Source organism: Paraburkholderia sp. JPY465, from assembly GCF_050436725.1.
GTDB classification, from domain to species: domain Bacteria; phylum Pseudomonadota; class Gammaproteobacteria; order Burkholderiales; family Burkholderiaceae; genus Paraburkholderia; species Paraburkholderia youngii.
Window position 1 is genome coordinate 219,013 of sequence record NZ_JBNDMT010000006.1, and the last position, 20,340, is coordinate 239,352.

Annotated in this window: 17 protein-coding genes and 1 pseudogene; 5 read left to right on the forward strand and 13 right to left on the reverse strand. The window is 62.8% G+C overall.

Going from position 1 to position 20,340, the window contains the following annotated elements:
* Positions 1-29: 29 nt before the first annotated feature.
* The 4 genes from tcuB to QFZ94_RS34315 all read right to left on the reverse strand — a co-directional run bounded on the left by tcuB (position 30) and on the right by QFZ94_RS34315 (position 6,011).
* Positions 30-1,247 carry a tricarballylate utilization 4Fe-4S protein TcuB gene (tcuB, locus tag QFZ94_RS34300; RefSeq protein ID WP_429462471.1) on the reverse strand — a complete coding sequence of 406 codons (1,218 nt, stop codon included), beginning with the start codon at positions 1,245-1,247 and terminating at the stop codon, positions 30-32.
* The gene (gene tcuA / locus QFZ94_RS34305) at positions 1,234-2,643 is read right to left on the reverse strand and encodes an FAD-dependent tricarballylate dehydrogenase TcuA (protein WP_429462473.1); all 1,410 of its coding nucleotides are present in this window, start codon (positions 2,641-2,643) and stop codon (positions 1,234-1,236) included. The genes tcuB and tcuA overlap by 14 nt, the downstream gene beginning before the upstream one ends.
* 52 nt (positions 2,644-2,695) lie before the next feature.
* Complete coding sequence (locus QFZ94_RS34310) at positions 2,696-3,661, reverse strand: LysR family transcriptional regulator (RefSeq protein ID WP_429462475.1); 966 nt, start codon at positions 3,659-3,661, stop codon at positions 2,696-2,698.
* Between the two features lie 298 nt (positions 3,662-3,959).
* Entirely contained in the window at positions 3,960-6,011 is a 2,052-nt protein-coding gene (locus QFZ94_RS34315; protein ID WP_429462477.1) for an ATP-binding protein, read from the reverse strand.
* Between the two features lie 300 nt (positions 6,012-6,311).
* Between QFZ94_RS34315 and QFZ94_RS34320 the strand changes: the two genes are divergently transcribed.
* Entirely contained in the window at positions 6,312-7,430 is a 1,119-nt protein-coding gene (locus QFZ94_RS34320) for a patatin-like phospholipase family protein (protein ID WP_429462479.1), read from the forward strand.
* 187 nt (positions 7,431-7,617) lie between these two features.
* On the opposite strand, the gene QFZ94_RS34325 is transcribed toward QFZ94_RS34320, so the two are convergent.
* The 3 genes and pseudogenes from QFZ94_RS34325 to hppD all read right to left on the reverse strand — a co-directional run bounded on the left by QFZ94_RS34325 (position 7,618) and on the right by hppD (position 11,498).
* A complete protein-coding gene (locus tag QFZ94_RS34325; RefSeq protein WP_429462481.1) occupies positions 7,618-8,823 on the reverse strand; it encodes an amino acid aminotransferase in 1,206 nt (401 codons plus the stop codon).
* A 44-nt stretch (positions 8,824-8,867) separates the two neighbouring features.
* Positions 8,868-10,249, reverse strand: a pseudogene (locus tag QFZ94_RS34330) (amino acid permease).
* 175 nt (positions 10,250-10,424) lie between these two features.
* Complete coding sequence (gene hppD / locus QFZ94_RS34335; RefSeq protein WP_429462483.1) at positions 10,425-11,498, reverse strand: 4-hydroxyphenylpyruvate dioxygenase; 1,074 nt, start codon at positions 11,496-11,498, stop codon at positions 10,425-10,427.
* Between the two features lie 288 nt (positions 11,499-11,786).
* Here hppD and QFZ94_RS34340 point away from each other — a divergent pair, with 288 nt between their 5' ends.
* Positions 11,787-12,260 carry an Lrp/AsnC family transcriptional regulator gene (locus QFZ94_RS34340; protein WP_176125529.1) on the forward strand — a complete coding sequence of 158 codons (474 nt, stop codon included), beginning with the start codon at positions 11,787-11,789 and terminating at the stop codon, positions 12,258-12,260.
* Here the strand turns inward: QFZ94_RS34340 and QFZ94_RS34345 are convergent.
* The 6 genes from QFZ94_RS34345 to QFZ94_RS34370 form a co-directional block, all read right to left on the reverse strand.
* The gene (locus QFZ94_RS34345) at positions 12,257-12,421 is read right to left on the reverse strand and encodes a hypothetical protein (RefSeq protein ID WP_429462485.1); all 165 of its coding nucleotides are present in this window, start codon (positions 12,419-12,421) and stop codon (positions 12,257-12,259) included. The genes QFZ94_RS34340 and QFZ94_RS34345 overlap by 4 nt on opposite strands.
* A 73-nt stretch (positions 12,422-12,494) precedes the next feature.
* The gene (locus QFZ94_RS34350) at positions 12,495-12,692 is read right to left on the reverse strand and encodes a hypothetical protein (protein ID WP_368583949.1); all 198 of its coding nucleotides are present in this window, start codon (positions 12,690-12,692) and stop codon (positions 12,495-12,497) included.
* A gap of 135 nt (positions 12,693-12,827) precedes the next feature.
* Complete coding sequence (locus tag QFZ94_RS34355; protein ID WP_429462487.1) at positions 12,828-13,580, reverse strand: dTMP kinase; 753 nt, start codon at positions 13,578-13,580, stop codon at positions 12,828-12,830.
* 9 nt (positions 13,581-13,589) lie between these two features.
* Complete coding sequence (locus QFZ94_RS34360; RefSeq protein WP_429462489.1) at positions 13,590-15,017, reverse strand: tryptophanase; 1,428 nt, start codon at positions 15,015-15,017, stop codon at positions 13,590-13,592.
* Between the two features lie 70 nt (positions 15,018-15,087).
* Positions 15,088-16,620, reverse strand: a complete 1,533-nt coding sequence (locus QFZ94_RS34365) for a B12-binding domain-containing radical SAM protein (RefSeq protein ID WP_429462491.1) — start codon at positions 16,618-16,620, stop codon at positions 15,088-15,090.
* A gap of 49 nt (positions 16,621-16,669) precedes the next feature.
* Positions 16,670-17,779 (reverse strand): hypothetical protein, encoded by a 1,110-nt coding sequence (locus QFZ94_RS34370; RefSeq protein WP_368583832.1) that lies wholly within the window; start codon positions 17,777-17,779, stop codon positions 16,670-16,672.
* Positions 17,780-18,303: 524 nt separating this feature from the next.
* Between QFZ94_RS34370 and QFZ94_RS34375 the strand changes: the two genes are divergently transcribed.
* Genes QFZ94_RS34375 through QFZ94_RS34385 form a run of 3 tightly spaced genes read left to right on the forward strand, consistent with a single transcriptional unit; the run spans position 18,304 to position 20,335 of the window.
* Entirely contained in the window at positions 18,304-19,074 is a 771-nt protein-coding gene (locus tag QFZ94_RS34375) for a Coq4 family protein (RefSeq protein WP_368583833.1), read from the forward strand.
* A 17-nt stretch (positions 19,075-19,091) separates the two neighbouring features.
* Positions 19,092-19,421, forward strand: coding sequence for an acyl carrier protein (locus QFZ94_RS34380; protein ID WP_368583834.1), 330 nt, complete (start codon positions 19,092-19,094; stop codon positions 19,419-19,421).
* A complete protein-coding gene (locus QFZ94_RS34385) occupies positions 19,418-20,335 on the forward strand; it encodes a hypothetical protein (protein ID WP_368583835.1) in 918 nt (305 codons plus the stop codon). Before QFZ94_RS34380 ends, QFZ94_RS34385 begins: the two co-directional genes overlap by 4 nt.
* Positions 20,336-20,340: the final 5 nt, after the last annotated feature.

Below are 20,340 nucleotides of genomic sequence, written 5' to 3' on the forward strand. Positions count from 1 at the left end.
GTTATGACAATATGCGGCGCGTGTCGCGCCTAGTCCGAGCCGAGACCCAACGTATTGGGCTGGCGCTTTTCGATAGACGATTTGAGCAGCGCCGCCGAACGGAAAATGCCGTGCGCGAACTTGCCGTACGGAAGCGTTGCGAACAACGCGATCACGATGCCCAGATGCACCGCCAGCAGCCACGGCATCGCCGCCGTTTCGCGCAGCGCCAGCAGCCCGAGGCCCGACGCGCTCGTGAGCAACAGCAGCGCGATGAAGGCACGGTCCATCGGACGCTGGCGCGCATCGCCCTGCTCCGGATGGCGCTTCAGGTTGAGCCACAGCAGCCCCAAGGGCCCGACGATCAGGCCGATCCCGCCCGCCGTACCCAGCAATACCGGCAAGCTGAAGAACGGATACGGGGCTTCCTCGCCGAGCAGGTAGTGATAGAGCGTCGCCACCACCGTTGCCGCGAAACACAGCATGAAGCCGTAGAACGTGAAGTGGTGAAAGCGCCGCCGCGCGAGCGTGAAGGCATCGTTCGATTCGTTGCAGCCGTCGCCATGTCCGCCGTCGAGATACCTGAGCGTCAACGCGTGTTTCGCCGCCTCCGTCACGGCCGGCGCGCTCGCGTTCGCGGTTCCTGGCGACACGTCGCGCCAGAAGCGCGTCACGCCGATGCCGAGCGCCACGATGGCAAACAGGAAGACCGCGCCGAACATCGCCGCCAGCAGGTTGTGCGGGAAGATCGCGTAGAAGTTCGCGGGCGCGACGTTGCCGCTCAAACCGCCATGCATGGCCGTGCCGAGCAGCAGAAAGAGAGCTAGCCCCGCCGCCAGCGCGACCGACAGCGTCACGCCATTGCGCTTGTACAACCCGCCTAGCGCCTTGGGCCACGCGTATTCGGTGTAGGTTTCGAGGCGCACTTGCGCCATCGCCTTCGGCACGTTGACCGCGAATTCGTGCGGCGGCGCGTACTGGCACGCGTGGTAACAGGCGCCGCAGTTATGGCACAGATTGGCCAGATAGTTGACGTCGGCCTTGCCGAATTCGAGGCGCCGCGTCATCGCCGGGAACACCGCGCAGAAGCCTTCGCAATAGCGGCACGCGTTGCAGATCTGCATCTGGCGCGCCACTTCGCCTTCGCTTGCGGTCAGCGGCACGATTGGAATCACGCGCGAGCCGCCGCGCGTGCGTTGCATGTCTTGCTTCGATTCGAACGCCGCGGCGCGCGTGCGTTCGGGCGCGAGCGTGTCAGTGTGCTGCACAGGAAACCTCCGTTGTCTGCAGTGCGGCGCGCGCGGCCTGAGTGCCGGCAATGCGCCCGAACGCCGTGCCGATCGACATGCCGACGCCCGCTGTATAGCCCTTGCCGAGCACGTTGCCCGCCATCATCTCGCCCGCGACGAACAGGTTCTCGCTCGCCTCGCCGCCGAAGTGCACCTGGGCGCGGTCGTTGGTCTTCAGGCCGAGATACGTGAACGTGATGCCGGGACGCAATGCGTAGCCGTAGAACGGCGGCGTGTCGATAGGGCGCGCCCAGTGCGTCTTGGGCGGCGTGACGCCTTCGGTATGGCAGTCGTCGAGCGACGTGTGATCGAAGCTGCCGACGCGGCAGGACTCGTTGTAACGCGACAGCGTCTCCATGAAGCGCGCTTCCGGCAGCTTCAACTGCCGTGCGAGTTCGGGCAGCGTGTCGGCCTTTACGCCGGGAAACACCGGCGGCATGAAGCGGCCGATCGCCTTCGAATCGATGATCGAGTAGCCGATCTGCCCCGGCTGATGCGCAACGAGGCGCCCCCAGATCGCATAGCGTTTCGGCCAGAAGTCCTCGCCTTCGTCGTAGAAGCGCTCGGCCTCGCGATTGACGACCACGCCGAGCGACACGCAGTCGATGCGCGTGCAGATGCCGCCGTCATAGAGCGGCGCGCGCGCATCGATGGCCACGCAGTGCGACTGCGACGGATCGCCGATCATGTCCGCGCCGGCATCCATCATGTGGCGGATCAGCACGCCCTTGTTGAAGCGCGTGCCGCGGATCAGGAAGTTGTCGGCGGGCCATTCGCCGCGCTCGTTTTGTCCCCAGGCCTCGCGCAGCCATTCGCGGTTCGATTCGAAGCCGCCTGCCGCCAGCACGCAGGCGCGCGCCTCGAAGCGCTGGTTACCGCTTCGGGCCGCGACGAAACGGCCGCCGTCGAGTTCCACCGAATCGACGGGCGTGTCGTAGCGAATCTCGACACCCAGCGCTTCGGCGCTGCGGTAATAGGCGTTCACGAGCGCCTTGCCGCCACCCATGAAAAACGCGTTGGTGCGCGCCACATGCAGCGCGCCCGACAGCGGCGGCTGAAAGCGTACGCCGTGCTTTTGCATCCAGGGCCGGCACGACGACGACGCGCGAATCGTCAGCCGCGCGAGATGCTCATTCGTGATACCGCCGGTGACTTTCAGCAGGTCTTGCCAGAATTCTTCTTCCGGATAGGCATCGACGAGCACGTCCTGCGGCGCGTCGTGCATGCAGCGCAAATTGCGGGTGTGTTGGGAATTGCCGCCGCGCCATTCGCGCGGCGCGGATTCGAGCAGCAGAACCGACGCGCCGGCTTCGCGCGCCATCAATGCCGCGCAAAGCGCCGCATTGCCTCCTCCGATTACGAGTACGTCGACCATCTTGTGGGCCTCCTTTCGGACGCACTCTAATGGTCGCGCTCGTCCTCCGCCATCAGCGGGCCGTCAACGGGCCTTCAGTTTTTGTGAAGGCCTCCGACTGACGCAGGCGCGCGCCGGGCCAGCGGCCTTCGCGCACCAGTTCGCGCGCGACGTCGGCGAGCACCACGCGCGCGGCGAGCCCCGCGGGTGAAAGCTCGTCGTCGGAGATGCTCGCGATCATATTGGGCCGTGTGGCGAAGCTTTCGGTCACCGGCACGCTAGCCAAAACCGCGTTCTCCGGCCGCGCGAGCGCGGCGCCGGGCTGGATGGTCGCGGCGATGCCCGTGCGCACGACGTCCATCAGCAGCGCGAGGCCGTCCACTTCGGCCGCGATGTTCGGTTCATATTTGGCCCGCTTGAACGCGGCGGACAGCAGCGAGCGCAGGCCGTGCGCGCCGCTCGGAAGGACGAGCGGAAGCTTGCCGAGTTGCCCGAGACGCACGCTCGCGCCCGCCGGCATGTCTTTGAGCTCGTGCCGGCCGATCACGAACAGCCGCTCGTCGAGCAGCGACACGACGCTCCAGCGCTGCGCGGGCTCCGGGCGAAACAGCACGGCAAGATCGATCTGGCGCGCGCTCAGCATCGACGCCAGATACCCGGACAGGCTTTCGACGATGCGCAGCCGCACCTCGGGATAGCGCGCGCGCATGGCCTGCATGAAGGGGACGCCGAGCACGCTGGCGGTGCTCGGCGCCATGCCGACGCTGACGTGGCCCGAGAGCCGGGCAGCGCGCGCGGCGAGCGCCGCGTCGTCGATATGACGCAGCGCGAGTTGCGCCTGACGCCAGAACGCGAGACCGGCATCGGTCGGCACGACGCCGCTGGAAGTGCGCTGCAGCAGGCGCGTCGACAGTTCGCCTTCGAGGCGGCTGATCTGCTGACTCAGCGCGGAAGTGACGACGCCGAGTTCGAGCGCGGCCTTTCCCATGCTGCCGTGTTCGACGACGCTGAGGAAATAGCGTAATTGTCTGAGTTCCATTTCACGATCGGCGTGGACGAGAATCGCGGCTATTGTCGCAGATTGAAAATGGGTACAGACGGCGCGTCACGGCTCGCATTCACGTGCATACCGCGTCATTGGCCGCTCATGATTCGTCGCCCTTCGGGCTTGACTCATCAAACAGCGTACCCGGCCAGCCAGCGTTCCCATCACATCGGGTCATCCCGTAGAACGATCCCAGCGTCATGCGGGCGCAACGCGCCAGTCCGATCGTGATCGAGCGAATCGTCTGGATCACGGCCGGGCAACGATCATCGCCGGGGTGACGGCCGGTGAGTTATCCGCTCGATTGGCGACTGAGGTCCGGATTTTCTCCGGTGATCCGCCTGATGATCGCGAGCAACTCCTCGATATCGACGGGTTTGACGAGATGCGCATCACACCCCGCCTCCGCCGAGTGAGCCACGTCCTCGGGCTGACCATATCCCGACACGGCGACGATCTCGAGGTGCTTGCCCGCCGCCTGATGATCCCTCAGCCGACGCGCGACCTCATAGCCGCTGATTCCCGGCAGCCCAAGATCGAGGAACACGATCTGCGGCTCGAACGCAGCCGCGATGTGAAGCGCGTCTTCGCCGCTGTGTGCGGTGCGCACATCGTGCGTGTCGAGAATCATCGCGAGCGAAAGCGCGGCGTCGCTGTTGTCGTCGACGATCAGAACCCGCAATCGGTCGGACGCCGGCAGACCGGCTTCGGTACCGTCCTTAGCGTCCTGGTTACGGGCCTGGCAAACGGGTAGACGTATTTCGAATTCACTGCCTCTGTTCTTGCCTTCGCTCCTCGCGGCAATGGTCCCGCCGTGCATCTCGGTCAGCGTCTTGCACACCGACAGCCCGATCCCTAGACCGCCCCGCGACGGCTCGCCGTGGCACGAACCCTGGACGAACAGATCGAACACGTGAGGCAGTGCATCGTCCGAAATACCCGTGCCCGTGTCCGACACAGTCACGGACACTTCCTGACCGACGAGCGTCGCGCATACGACGATCCGGCCACCATCGTCGGTGTATTTGATCGCGTTATCGAGCAGATTCGAAAATGTCTGAGTGATGCGCGCCGGGTCGCCGTGCACGTACACCGGATGTTCCAGCGGCAGACGCACGATGTCGTGATGCCGCTGCAACGCAGCCGGCATCGTGATTTCCAGAGCGTGGTCGAGTGCCAGCCTGATATCGAAGACCTCGCGCTTCAAAACGATCTTGCCGGTGGTGATTCTCGAAACATCGAGCAGGTCGTCGATCAGATGCGACAGGTGACCGGTCTGGCGTTCGATCACATTGCGCAGCCACTCGCGTTTGGCGGGATCGGCTCCCGCGCTGTGACCCAGCAGATGCGCGGCGTTGCGCACGGGCGCCAGCGGATTGCGCAGCTCGTGCGCGAGCGTGGCCAGAAAGATGTCCTTGCGGCGATCGGCGTCGCGCAGTTTCGCCTCCGCGTCGGCGCGCTCCGTCACGTCGCACAAGCTGCCAATGAACGTGTAATCGTCCTGATGAACGGGCGGTCGCAGATACCCGAACATTTCGACGGTCCTGAGCGCACGGTCGATTACACGGTGCAGCCGGAACGCGACATGCACCGGCTCGCCGGAGATTCGCCGGGACTGGAAATGACTTCGCAGCAGTTCGACATCGTCCGGATGAACGACCGACGTCATGAACTCGGTTTCCGTCAACGGCCCCCTGTCCTCGGGTTGCCCGGTGATTTCATACATCCGGCGGTTTTCCCACACGCCTTGTCGCGACGCGCCACACCACTCGAAGATGCCGATGCCCGCCGCGCTCGTCGCGACTCGCAGCCGCTCCTCCGTGAGCTTCAGCGCGGTCAGCGCGGTGTGCAGGCTGTCCTGTGCCGCCGCCACCTCGGCCGTCTGACGTTGCATGTGCGCCTCGATCGCGTTTTCGATCATCGCGCGAAAGGTGCGCTCGACAACGTCGTGCGCGCGCATGTGAACGTCGACGGAAGCGGCAACGGGACCGAAATACGCGCGGATCTCGTGCTTCAGAGAGCGCTGCATCAGATCCATGTTGCGAAACAGATCCGTGACCCGCCAGTCGTCCGGCCAGAACCTGCCAGGCTGCGCGATGCCTACATGATCGGATAGGGACGGGTCGCTGTCGGCGACCAGCAAGGACGCGCATACCTCGGCCAGCATGTAGGCGAAACAGTCGGTCAGTCCGTGTCCACTGTCCGCATCGGCGGGGTGCGCGCCCTGCTCCGAGGTCTCGGCGATCCAGCGCTGCATCAGCTGCTCACGGGTACGTCCCAGCTGGCGCGCCAGCCCGTTTAGCGTGATCGCGCCGCGGGAATCCGGATCGAGATCCCGTTTCATCGAGACGCCCCCGGACGAGCGCGGTGAGCCCGCGATGCCGCCCTGGCACGCTGGCTTATGTCAATCAACTTCTCTCTCATGGCCCGTTTTATATCGGATATGTCGCTTGCGACTATTAATAGTATCGATCGGCCGAGGTTGGACTCCGGCCCGCCGCAAATCGTCTCACACTGTACCTGCTGCGGGGCGGCGGTTTAACCGAGACAAACCCGCAGCCGCGTCTGGCGAGGCTAGACCAAACGCGTGACACTTCCGGGTAAGATTGCCGGAACGCGATCAAGACGCGAAGGAGCCATGGCGATGGAGGAACCTCAGAACTCGACGCGACACAAAGGCCCCAAGGTCGCGTTTGCCCTGCAAGGCGGCGGTTCGCACGGCGCGTTCACGTGGGGTGTGCTCGACCGTCTGTTGGAGGCTTCGTCGCAGGCAATGCCACTCGATATCGCGGCAATCAGCGGCGCGAGCGCGGGCGGCATCAATGCGACGCTGTGCGCGGCGGGTCTCGCAACCAGCGGGGCACCGAAAGCACGCGACATGCTGCGCGCCTTTTGGGAAGCGGTATCGCGCGCCGGCGCGCTGGCGGGCAACGCGCTCCTCGGCTTTTCCGAACCCGGCCCATTCGGCGGCTGGAATATCGACTGGAATCCCGCTGCCATCATGCTGGAGGCCGTCGGACTCGTCGCTTCGCCTTATGGCAATCCGTTCTACCGCGATCCGCTCGGGCCGGTGATCCGTTCCGCGCTCCCCGAACACGATCTCGCCGCGCTCAATACGACGCGCGACGGCCCGCAACTATTCATTTGCGCAACCGACGTACGAACCAACCAACGCGCAATGTTCACCCGCCCCGCTATTTCCATTGACGTATTGCGCGCTTCCGCATGCCTGCCGAACGAGTTTCGCACCGTCAGCGTGGGCGGCATACCGTACTGGGACGGCGGCTATCTGGGCAACCCGCCATTGGCGCCGTTGCTCGAGCATGCCCAGGACCTGATTCTCGTGCTCGCGAATCCGTTCGTGCGCCACGATATGCCGCCCAAAGATGCGCGCGGCATTCTCGACCGGCTCAATGAAATTGGGTTCAACGCGTCCGTGGTGCTGGAGATCAACGCAATCGAAGCGGTCAACCGTGTGCTCGATTCGGTCGGCGAGGAAGCGGCGCGCAAGAGCCGCTACAAGCCCGTCAGGTTCCACCTGATCCGCGACGACGATTTTCTGGCGAAGTTCGGTTTCGTGTCGAAGAGCAGCACGTCGTGGTCGTTGCTCAACACGCTGTTCGAGCGCGGCCGTGAAGTCGCCGATGTATGGCTCAAGAGCGACTATGCGAATCTCGGGCAAGCGTCTTCGGTCGACGTCAAGGCTTCGTTGATCGATCCGACGCTCAAGCACAGCGGCAACGCGAGCGCGCGACAAAACTGAAATGGACGGACGGCGCCTCTGACGACATCGCTCGGACTCGTCGAAGCCGGACGCGGCATCTCGATCATGCCGCGTCGCGCGGCGCCCCGCGACGCTCAATCGAGACTCGCGATCCGTCCGCTCGATCCGGCGTGGATGCAGTCGGACTGGTCGCGTATCAGGCTGGCGCGCTCAGCCTGCGGCGGTGTCAATCGCCTGTCCGCGAGATGACTCTCGCGATGGCCTGCGCCGCCGTCGCAACGTTGTTGTCATTGAGCGCGGCGACGCAGATGCGCCCGGACCGGATCAGGTAGACGCCGTGGCGTTCGCGCAGCGTGTCGACCTGCTCCGCCGACAGCCCCGTGTACGTGAACATGCCGCGCTGCTCGAGGTAGCGCGCGAGCAGCGTGTCCGGCACCTTGCCGCGCAGGCGTTCATGGATCTCCGCGCGCATGCGCATGATGCGCCGGCACATCGAGGCAAGCTCCTGTTGCCACGATTGCCGCAGCGCCGGTGTGGTCAGCACCCGCGCTACGATCTTCGCGCCATGCGTCGGCGGATTGCTGTAGTTCGCGCGCACGGCGCTCGTCAATTGACCCAATACGCGCGCGGCAATCTCCGCCGACTCGCAAATCACCGACAGTCCACCGCACCGCTCGCCATACAGCGAGAAGTTCTTCGAGAACGAATTGGCCACCAACGCCGGCACGTTCTGGCGCACCAGTTCACGAATCGCGAATGCGTCGGCGTCGATACCTGCGCCGAAGCCTTGGTACGCCATGTCGATAAAGGGCAGCAGGTTGCGCTTTCTGATGACCTCGATCAGCTGCACCCATTGCGCGTCGTTCAGATCGACACCCGTCGGGTTATGACAGCACGCGTGCAACAGGACGACGCTGCGCGCGGGTAGCGCGTCGATGGCCGATAACATCTCTTCGAACTTCAGCCCGCCGCTCGATTCGTCATAGTACGGGTACGCGTTGACTTCGAATCCCGCGCGCTCGAAGATGAAACGGTGGTTTTCCCACGTCGGATCGCTGACCCATACGCGCGAGCCCGCAAAGTAGCGCTTGATGAAATCCGCACCGACCTTCAGCGCGCCCGAACCGCCCAAAGTCTGCACGGTCGCGATGCGCCCCTCGGTACGCGCCGCCGAGTCGTCGCCGAATGCCAGCGATTGCACGGCATCGCGGTAGTGGGCGAAGCCCGCCATCGGCAGGTACGGCTTGGGACCGAGCTCGGCGAGCAGTTGTCCTTCGGCCTCGCGTACCGCTTGCATTACGGGCAAGCGGCCTTGATCGTCGTAGTAAATGCCGATGCTCAGATTGACCTTATGCTCGCGCGAATCCTTCGCGAAGTTCTCGTTCAACGTGAGGATCGGGTCGCCCGCATAGGCATCGATGTGTTCAAACATGCTAGTTCCCTGGATCAGGCCAAAAGATTGCAAAAGCGCGATGCCTAGCGCGTCGCCACGCCGACGGCGACCGAGGCGGCGGCGCGCCTATTGCGCACGCGATAGCCGACGCCCAGCGCAACGAGCCAAACGGGGATCAGGTAGACCGACATGCGCAGATCCGGTATCAGCCACATCACGACCAGAATGCCGGCAAGGAAGATCAGGCAAAGATAGTTGGTAAGCGGATAACCGAGGCTGCGGAACAGGGTCCTCTCACCGGCGCGAGCTTTCGCAGCGCGGAAACGCAAATGAATGATGCTGATCATTGCCCAGTTGATGATCAGCGCCGAGACGACGAGCCCCATCAACACCTCGAATGCCTTGCCCGGCATCAGGTAGTTGATCACCACGCAGGCGGCAGTCGCCACGGCGGAAATCCCCAGCGCGACGAGGGGAATCCCGCGCGAGTTGACCTTCAGCAGAGCGCGCGGCGCATTGCCCTGGCCTGCGAGGCCGTAAAGCATGCGGCTGTTGCAATAGACACCGCTGTTGTACACCGACAGCGCGGCGGTGAGCACCACCGCATTGAGCACGTTGGCGACGAAGTTGCTGTTCATCGCGTGAAAGATCAGTACGAACGGGCTACCACCGGCGACGACTTTTTCCCACGGATACAGCGACAGCAGCACCCCGAGTGCGCCGACGAGAAAATCAGGATCCGATAGATCACCTGGTTGGTCGCGCGCGGGATCGTGTGCGAAGGATCTTCGGCCTCGGCCGCCGTAATGCCCACGAGTTCCAGTCCACCGAACGAGAACATGATGACGGCCATCGCCATCACGAGACCCGCCACGCCGTTCGGGAAGAAGCCGCCGTGGCGCCACAGATTCGCCACGCCCGCGTCAGGACCCGCATGGCCCGAAATCAGCAGATAGCCGCCAAAGCCGATCATGCCAACGATTGCCGCGACCTTGACGATCGAGAACCAGAATTCGAGTTCGCCGTACGACTTCACGCTGGTGAGGTTGATCGCGTTGATTACGCCAAAGCACACCAGCGCGGACACCCACGTTGGCAGACCCGGCCACCAGTACTGCATGTAGATGCCAACGGCCGACAGTTCCGCCATGGACACCAGCACGTACAGCACCCAGTAATTCCACCCGGAAACAAAACCGGAGAATTGCCCGCAGTATTTGCCTGCGAAGTAACTGAACGAACCTGCAACGGGCTCGTCGACGACCATTTCGCCGAGTTGCCGCATGATAAAGAAGGCGACGATGCCGGCAATTGCGTACCCGAGCAATACGGACGGCCCTGCCGTCTTGATGGTCTGCGCGATGCCGAGAAAAAGACCCGTGCCGATTGCGCCTCCAAGCGCGATCAACTGAATGTGACGATTCTTCAGGCCGCGCTTTAGCGTGCCCTGCTCCTGATGTGCCACGATGTTGTCTCCTGTGTCCTGCGGTTGGTTCTGGACGCCACGCCTCGTTTTTCGCCTGCTCTGGTCAGAGCAGGCGAAATATGCCGAGGCCTCACAGCCGACGCTTGTGACGCCGGTGTCGTGTCTTGCTGGGATTAGGTATTGTTGAAGTGGCGATGAACGGGTTGTATGCGCGTCAAACTATCAGCGTGCCCCGCTCGATCTGATCGCGTTCGAGCGACTCGAACAGCGCCTTGAAATTGCCTTCCCCGAAACCTTCATCGCCCTTGCGCTGGATGAATTCGAAAAACACGGGGCCAAGCAGCGGTTTGGAAAAGATCTGCAGCAGCAGGCGCGGCGAGCCGTCCGCCGTCGTTCCATCGAGAAGAATGCCGCGCGACTGCAATTGGCCAACGGGTTGATCATGGCCCGGCAAACGCGTTTCGAGCGCATCGTAGTAGTAGCTGTTCGGCCCGGTCATCAGCGGCACGCCTGCCATCTGCAGGTTGTCGATCACCGTGATCAGATCGTCGGTCAGGAACGCGATGTGTTGAATACCCTCGCCGTTGAAGGCCATCAGGAATTCTTCGATCTGGCCGCTGCCCTTGCCGGATTCCTCGTTCAATGGAATGCGGATCTTGCCGTCCGGCGCCGTCATCGCCTTCGACGTGAGCCCCGTGTATTCGCCTTCGATGTCGAAGTAGCGTAGCTCCCGGAAGTTGAACAGCGTCTCGTAGAAGTTGGCCCAATACGTCATGCGCCCGCGATAGACGTTGTGCGTCAGGTGATCGACGAGGCGCAAGCCATGACCGGCCGGCCGGCGCTCGACACCTTCGATGAACTCGAAATCGATGTCGTAGATCGACTTGCCGTCTTCGAAGCGGTCGATCAGATAAAGCGGTGCGCCGCCAATGCCTTTGATTGCCGGCAATCGCAACTCCATCGGACCGGTAGCGATTTCGATCGGCTGAGCGCCCAGCGACAGCGCACGGGCGTAGGCCTTGTGCGAATCCTTCACGCGAAACGCCATGCCGCACGCACTCGGGCCATGCTCGGCGGCAAAGTAAGCGGCCTGACTATTGCGCTCACGATTGACGATAAAGTTGATTTCGCCCTGGCGGTAAAGCAGCACGTCCTTCGAACGGTGGCGAGCCACCAGTGTGAAGCCCATCTGCTCGAACAGCGGTTCGAGGACGTTGGGCACGGGCGAAGCAAATTCAACGAATTCGAAGCCCATCAGTTGCATTGGATTGTCAAACAGGTCGGCCATGATCTCTCGGGTTCAGCGAATGGTGAATGATTGATAGCGAGCGACTAGCACTGAGTGTGATGCGGAGGCATGTTATAGAAATGAAAGTAAATTTTCTCTGTTCGTCTAGCAGGCAGCGTCTTCTCGCCACCTGCGCATCTGAGCATTTCTCAACGTACATGCTCGTGTCGCAGCGACATCTGGAATCAGTTTAATTTTTTATCGATGCAATAGGATTTCGTAGCGGACGCAGACAAACCCTGATTTGTGCATTAACATTTCATTTCACTGCGGAACAAGGAAATAACAGTGCATACAATCGACATAGACCGAATCGACGTGCGTTTGCTGGAGATTCTTCAGTCGCGAGGGCGCATCTCCAATCTCGAGCTGGCGGAGGCGATCAAGCTGTCGCCCGCGCAAACGCTGAGGCGTCATCGCCGGCTCGAGGAAATGGGCGTGATCAAGTGCTACGAGACGCGGCTCGATGCGCAACTGCTGGGCTTCGGCGTAGTGGCTTTCATCCAGGTGACGATGGAGCGAGGCCATGTGCGCGACCTGTCGAAGTTCAAGCGAATGATCTCGGAACTCACCCAGGTTCAGGAATGCTTCGTCGTGACGGGTGATATCGATTACATGCTCAAGGTCGTCGCGCACGACCTCAAGGCGCTGTCGGAGTTTCTGCTCGATACGCTGATGCGCATTCCGGGTGTGAGCGGAGTCAAGTCGAGCGTTTGCCTCGATGAAATCAAATGTACGGGCGCGGTCCCGTTGGCGGCCTAGTGAATCGACTCGGAGACCGTACTGACGATCAGCGAAAACAAGCGGTCCATTTCCCCTTCGATCTCGCTGCCGCTGAACGGATCGCGATTGGCGCCGAACACCTCGTCCAGTTCCATCCAGTCGTCCGCAGTCAGATATCGCAACGCAGCCGGCAAAATCACTTCCTCTTCCAGCCGCCTGTGCTGGCTGTAAAACGCCGCGTATTGAACCTCCGCGGCAATGCAGAGCGCAGAACTAGTGCACTCTGCCGACCGACCTCAACATCGAGCGTCCTTGAGCAGTCAGATGCCCTCGCGCGTACCCAGACGCGAGCTTTTCCAGAAATACGAGTTGATGTTCACACAGCGCGTCGAGATCGCCGGGATCGAAATTTTCCGGACGCGGGTTTGTTTCGAGAAGCATGAGCGTTGCGATCTCATGTGGGCTGAGCATCATCGTCTCCTTGGCTCTGACGTTCCATGCAACATGGTCCTGTCTTGAAGGATAGATGCTCACCAAAACGTGTCGACGTGCATTTTGTCGCACACCTCGGCGCCAGAATGCGGCGTCTCCGCGCAGGTCGAAGCCTCAGCATGCCGCCAGGGTTCGTGCAGGATGTGCCGCCGCGATAGAACCCAACCGCCCCGCAACCCGTTCTATAGCCGCGATATGACTGAGTGCCGCACGGTACGTCTCGTCGATACTGCGCTCTCCATCCAGAGCGACCACGCCGTTGGCCTCGAACACGGCGCGATAAGCCGCCACCTGGCGCGTCAGAAAGCTCATCGGCGGCGGCTGGTCTTTCTCGTCGTTCCTTGACCGCACGCGGCGGTGTGAAGTCGCGCCGCAAACGTTCAGACCAAAGGCGACGTCGGGACGCAGCACATGGCCAGCGATGCTGCGGAGCACCGGCGCGGTCTCAGCGGGATCGGCGCGCGTGCCGATCTCGGCCTGAGAGGTGAACACATAGCGGTCGCAAAAGACCACGTCGCCTCGTTCCAGTGCCGGTATGACCGTGTCGGTCAGATGTTGGAGGAGGTCTCCCATGATGGACAGCAGAATGCCCAGCATGTCGACGCGGCGTACGCTTGCGTCGGGCCCCAGGCTGGTTTTGGAGGTATGCCAGTGGCTGTCGACCATATCCCGGAACACCGCGTCTTTGCGGATGCGACTGGTCGGCGTAAACGTCGTCACGCAATTGAGCCCGGCACGCGTGCACGCGCTTTCGAGCTTTTCCATCAGTGAAGACTTCCCAGCTCCATCCACACCGCACAACGTGACTAGCACGCCCGGATAAGCATGGGTTTTGAGCTCGAGCGTTTCGAACACAGCATTCGACATGAAATCACCTCAGACCATAACTTCGCGACACTCCGCGAGCATCTCGTCACGGGCATCGATCGGTGCGAGGACCGCGGTGAAGTGCTTGAGCATCGGCGGCGCCGAGACGATGCGCATTCCGCGGATCGCATCGCGTCGTTGATAGACGCGGACCAACGCGGCCGCAACCGCCGCGAGATGGCTATCAGTGTAGACACGGCGGGGAATGGCGAGCCGCAGCAATTCCAGCCTCGGAGCGCTGAGCGCGCCCGTCGATGGATCTTCTTTCAGGAACGCCAACGAGCCCAGACCGACGGCGCGCACGCCGCCCTCCAGATAAAGCTCGGCAGCCAGCGCCTCGGCTGGAAACTCCGAGCGCGGCACGTGCGGCAGGAAGGCGGCCGCATCGACATACACCGCGTGTCCGCCGGTGGGCCTCAGGATCGGAACCCCGCCGGCAAGCAGTGTGTCGCCTAGCCGTTCGACCTGACCCACGCGGTGTTGCAGGTATCTGTCGTCGACCATCTCGCGCAGACCGATCGCGAGCGCTTCGAGATCGCGGCCTGCCATCCCTCCGTAGGTGACGAAGCCTTCGTGCAGCACGAGCAGCGGCACGACCTGGTCGTAGAGCGCGCGCGACCGTGTCGCGAGCAAGCCGCCGATATTGACCAGCGCATCCTTTTTGCAACTGAACGTGCAGCCCTCGGCATAGGAAAACTGCTCCTTCAGAATTTCCGCCACCGACCGGTTCGCATAGCCGCTCTCACGCTGCTGGATGAAGTAAGCATTCTCCGCGCAGCGCGCCGCGTCGAAGTACACGGAAATCGCAAACTCATCGGCCAACGCTTTCACCGCGCGCAGGTTCGCCATCGATACCGGCTGGCCGCCGCCCGCGTTGTTTGTCAGCGAGACCATGATCAACGGCACGTTGCCGCGCCCTTCGCTCTCGATCACGTTGCGCAGCTTCTGCACATCCACGTCGCCCTTGAATGGATGCTCGACAGCGGGTTGGTAGCCGATTTCGGCGACGCACGATATCGCGGTCCCGCCGGCAATCGATACGTGCGCCTCGGTCGAATCGAACGGAGCGTTGAACGGCACCACCTGGCCCGGGCGCACGAGGGTCCGGAACAGGAAGTGCTCGGCCGGGCGCCCCTGGTGGGTCGGCAACACGTATTCGAAGCCGAGCATGTCCCGCACGGACTGCGTCAGCTTCGTAAAGCTGCGGGAGCCGGCATACGACTCGTCGCCGGTCATGATGCCTGCCCACTGGTTCGCGCTCATCGCGGTAGTGCCGCTGTCCGTCATCAGATCGATATAGACGTCGTCGGCTTCGAGGCGAAACACGTTGTACCCGGCAGCGGCAAGCCGCGCCTGCCGTTGCTCGCGGTCGATCAGCCTGATCGGCTCGACCATCTTGATCCTGTACGGCTCAGGCTGGCTGTTTTCTGGAAGCATGCACTCCTCCTGCGTTGAAAAAATGCGCGGGCCAGCGGATGACTGGCCGCTTCGGGCATCACATACCGCGTCAGGCGCTTTGCTCGATCGGCAAAATCTCGATCGGCGTCCAGTCCGGATCGCCGCCGTCCGCGGACGTGCGGTGACAAGCGCGCGCGTTATGGGCCGCCTCGAAGCGTTTCTCGATCCGGTTCAGGATCGACCAATACGCGCCGCGCTCGCCTTGCGCGATCGCTTCGACCAGCGCGTCGTTCGCGTTGTAGTTGAACAGGCTCGCATTGGTCCCGAAGAACCGCCGGTCATTGCCGATCAGATCGGCAATGAATTGCTGCGGGTCCGGGCCCAATGCGGTCGGCAGATAAAACACCGGATGCAGAAGATCGTCGTTGCCTTCGATATGGCCGTGCAGATTCGGATTGCCGGCATGGAGGCCTTCGCGGCGGATCATCTGTTCGAGCTCGGTGCCCGGGAAGATTCTCAGTCCGACGGTGACCGAAACGCGCTCCGGATCGACCCGCTTGATGAACTCGATCGTCTCGCGCGCGGTCTCCTGCGTCTCGCCGGGCGCGCCGAACAGCAGTTCGATGATGTGCTCGAGGCCGTGGCGCTTCGCGGTATTGACAGCATGTTCGATGTCGGATGCGCTAAAGGTGCGGCGCAGTATCTTCAGCATCGTTGCGCTAGCGGTGTCGACGCCGAAGTTCATGCCCACGCAACCGGCTGCTTTCATCGCGGCCGCGAGTTCATCGGGAAACGGCCGCGGCATACCGTACGCATACCACTGGATTTTGCCGGCGAGCCCGTGCCGGATGATGGCCGCGCACAGAGCCATCGGATGCGCGACGCTCAGATTGAATTCCGAGTCGTTGATATGAAAGACGTTGACCCCGCGCTCCTCGAGCGATGCCATCTCGGCGACGACATCATCGGGCTCGCGCATGCGCACCGAACGGCCTTTGATCTGCGGCTCGACACAATAGATGCAGGAGCGATTGCAGCCGCGTTTCGTTTCGATGCCGATTTGGCCGCCTTTGGCGAAATAGTGCGGGTTGTTCACCAGTTCGCGTTTGTGAGGCCCTATGCTGGCCAGTGGTCCGCATGTGTTGGGCGCGAGCGGCGTAGCGTGCACACCGGCCGTATCGCGGTAGACCACGCCGGGTATGTGCGTAAAACTCCTACCTTCTTCGAGGCAGGTCAGCAACTCGGGAAAGCTGAATTCGCCTTCCCGGACGATGCCGAAGTCCGCGTCGAGGTAAGCAAGCAATTTCTCCGGCATCACCGAGTAGCCCGCGCCGCCCATCACGATCGGGACCGCGCGCGCACGCCGAAGCATCGCGACGATGTCCCTGATGCGGTCGAGAAAGCTGTAGCCGCTGGAGAAATAGACGTCGTCGGTATTTCGCAGCGTCACCCCCCAGTAATCCGGCGCGGTGGTGCGGCAGTGCTCGGCAATAGCCGCCTCGCAATCGTCGGAGAAGCACAGGTCGAGCAAGTTGAGCTCGAACCCTGCTCGCTCCATCGGCGCCGACAGATAGTCGAAGGCAATCGGCGCAATCGCCGGCTTGATCTGGTTCGTGTTGACGAAGGTGACGCGCTTGGCCATGTTCGATCAGTCTCAGTGGAAAGTTTCGCGAGGGTTCACAGGCATGCGGCTAGACGGCGACGTCGATCGACATCTTCTGGCCCGCGCGGGCCACCGTCATCTCGCTCATGAATTCACTGAACCGATGCAGCATCACCGTCGCGAGGTGCTTCGCCTTTTCCTCGCAGTCGGAGAACGCATAGAAGCCCGGACCCGCGCTGCTCATCCCCGCGTACACCGCGCCCTCGCGTTGCATCGTCTCGTCGAACTCACGCATCACGTCGGTCCGGAAGATGCCTTCGAGCACCTTCATGTTGCTCATGCTGTTGAGTTCCCAGCCGTGCTTCAGAAACGCGAACAGGTCATTGCGATGCAGTGCCGGCCTCAGTTTCTGTTCGATGAAGTTGCGCCACGCGACGCCATAGCGCTTCTGCCACTCGACGAAATGCGTCGGCACGAAGCCCGCCTCGGTGGTGCCGGACATGTCCGCGCCTTCGCCATGCGCACGCAGCGCTTCGGTCGACAGCGTGTCGTAGTTGCCAACGGCCGTGGTCACCCACAGGTTTTCCGAACTCAGGTTGCCGAGGAAACGACCGTTGCCGTGCTTCTCGTCGACCCAGACCAGCCCGCCGAAGAACAGGCACGCTTCGCCGACGCCGGTCTCGAGGCCGAAATACACATGCTCGTCATCCTTCGCGGTCTCGACGTAGTTGCGGGTAATCATTTCCCACATGTCGTGCGGCGAAAACGGTGAGCCGAACAACGCGTTCAAGCCGGCGAGCGTCGCGGTGTTGAACGACACGTTCGAGCCGAATCCGCTGTGCTGATGCTGAATGCTGCGCAGCCGATCCACACGGATGTCGTCGCGTGCGTAGCCGACCGTTCGCTTGAACAACTCGAGCATGTGCCGCCCGCTCGGCACGTCGCAGCCGCCTTCGCCGTTGTTCGTCTTCGTGACGGTGATCCGGTGTCCGACCGTGCTCGTCGATACGCCGAGTCCGCCGCCCCCGAAGCCGGGCATCATTTGCATGAAGTCGAATACGGCGAAGTGAAGGCGCCCTGGCACCGAGACTTCGGCACGATCGTAGCTCGGCACCGCGTCGCGCTCCCAGTGCGGCAGCACAGTCAGATTCGCCCCCGGCAGGAACTGCCCCGCTTTCGCCTTCCAGGCCTGATTCATTGCTCTACCTCCGTCCTCGTGAGTTCTACGAATTTCACAGCGCACCGTCCGTGTTCGCGCTGCTAGTGCACTGTTCGTGCCAGGCGTTCTTTTGCTGCGCGAACTGAGTCCCCGTCAGATGCAATGACGCAAGCAGGCAGCCAGATTTCAAAAGGCGGGGCGATACATCCGCACGTATAGATGTTTGGACGTTGACACGTGAACCGGGCCGGTATCAGACGTCCCGCAGTCGAGCGGCAACCAACAGACGCCCTTCACATGTTGGCCCGGCACCGACATTCGGCAGGCTGCGGGGGGCTCCGCCTGAAAGTGCGTCGGCAAATCGCAGACACCGCTTCAATCCGCGCGATAGCCGCGCCGCCTTTTCAGATCTGGGCACTTCGTTCCGTTCTTGCATGGGATGAGGACGACTTGCGTGGTGCCAACGGATGACTGGCATGAACCCTGCAAAAAGCGTCCGCAAGAAGTGGCGCCAGTCGATTGCCACTCGTGACCCGCCTCTTGATCTTTGCCGGGAGCCGCAGATGACAGCAAGCTTGAAGGACGACGCGCTGGCGCGACGCCATATCGATTGGCCGCGCGCGTTGCGAGCGATCAAGGCGTTGAGGGAGAACGTAGACGACATTCAGCACGCGTACGAAGTGATGATCGCGCTCGACGGCGGTCAGATGGAGACGATGTACCAGCGATTCCTGAGCGAGCCGGGCGCCGGCGCGCTGATTTCCGAGCAGCCGTCACTGCTCGGCACGCTCGCAGATACCGACACGCTGCTGCGCTTGCCGCCTGGCTCGTTCGGCCGCGCCTACATGGCGATGATGGAGCGCAGCGGCTACAGCGCCGATGGTCTGCTGCAAGCGAGCCGGCTGGCCGCCGGCCTCGAAGAAATCCTCCCGGGCCCGGACCGTCAGTGGTTCATCGAGCGCAGCGGCTGCATTCACGATCTGCTGCATGTGTTGACGGGCTACGGCCAGGACTGGGCCGGCGAGACCTCGCTTCTCGCGTTCGACTGCGGCCTCGAACCGATGCGTGCGCGCATCGTCGGTCTGCTCGGCACCGCGCTGACCGCGCCGTGGTGGCCGAACTTCTGGGTCCATCGTTTTCTGCGCCGCGCGTGGCTGCGTGGCAAGCGCGCGCGCATTCCCCTCTCATACCGCTGGGAAGAAGCGTTGGAGCGGCCGCTCGCACTCGTCCGCCTGCAACTGGCGATCGAGCCGGTCGCGCTCGCGCATCCCCAAGGCATCCTGGCCGGTGGCCAGACTCTGCCGTGGCGCTACGCCGCGCCGAGCAACGCGTGAACGGAAAGGAACCCAGCATGGCCAGCACACCGAAAAATGCGTCGATGCGCAACACCGTATTCGGCATCGTACGCACGCAGTTACTGCGCGTCTGCCGCGAGCATCAGCGCGACTTCGACGCCGAGATTCACCTCGAGAGTTCGCTGATCGCCGATCTCGGTCTCGACTCGCTATCGCTCGTCGAAGCGGTGGTCGCAGTCGAGCAGGCGTTCGGCATCGAGCGCCTGCCGCTAGAAGCGTTGAACGAAGAACACGCGGAAACGTACTTCACGGTCGGCTCGCTCGTGGACCTGTGCATCCGGCACGCCCCCGTCCGCCTGGACGCCAACGAGGGGATGCGTACATGAGCTCGCGCCTTTCGCTGGCCACCTCGCATGCAAGACGTGGCCGGCTTGCGGCCGCGGCAGTTGCTGTCGGCAACACGCTCGGCCGCTTGCCGCTGGCCGCCGAGGCGCTGCCGATCGCCGGCGCTTTCGTCTGCTCGCTGCTGCTCTACGGACGGATCGCCGGCGTCGCCGTTGAACCGGGCTGGCGTGTGCTCACCGGCCTCGCGTCCTTTTTCCTGCTGTTCGTCCAGCTTCGCTTCATCGACGATCTCGACGATCTCGAACGCGACTATCCCGCCGGGCACGTGCTGTTGGCGGGCCGCGAGGCACGACGCACACGTCTCGTCGCCAGCCTCGCGACAAGCGCGCTGCTGCTCGTTGCGCTGAACACCGGCATGGCGCACGCGAGAACGGCCGCAACTGCCGCCACCGCTCTCGCCTTCGCCGCGCCGTTCGTATTCAAGCGGCTGCTCCCGAGCCGCCCGCTGCTCTGCTTTCCCGCTTTCGAGGGGGCGCCCTTCGTGATCTTCATGTACGGCTATTTCTTGTGGCGCGACATGGCTGGGCGCGAATTGAGCTTCTACGTCGTGACGTGCGTAACGGGCTTGATGTGGAGCGGCTACGAATTCTGGAAGTTCTCGCGCAAGGTCGGCACCACTGCGCTGCAGCCCTATCACCTGTCGGTGCACGGAATCCGCGTCGCGCTGAATCTCCTGCTGATTCTCGCGCTCGGCATCAACGTGGCGCTGTCGCGCCTCGCAGGCCTGTCGCAAACCTATTCGATCTATGCCGCAACGCTGCCACTCGCATGGCTCGTCTGGCTCAACGCGAGTTGGCCGGGCCCTGCGAGCAGGCCGGCTCGGCCACGCTGGGCGGGCACGCGCTTCATCGTCGCCGTCGAGCTCGGACTGCTGGCCGAGATTCTCCTCAAATGACACCC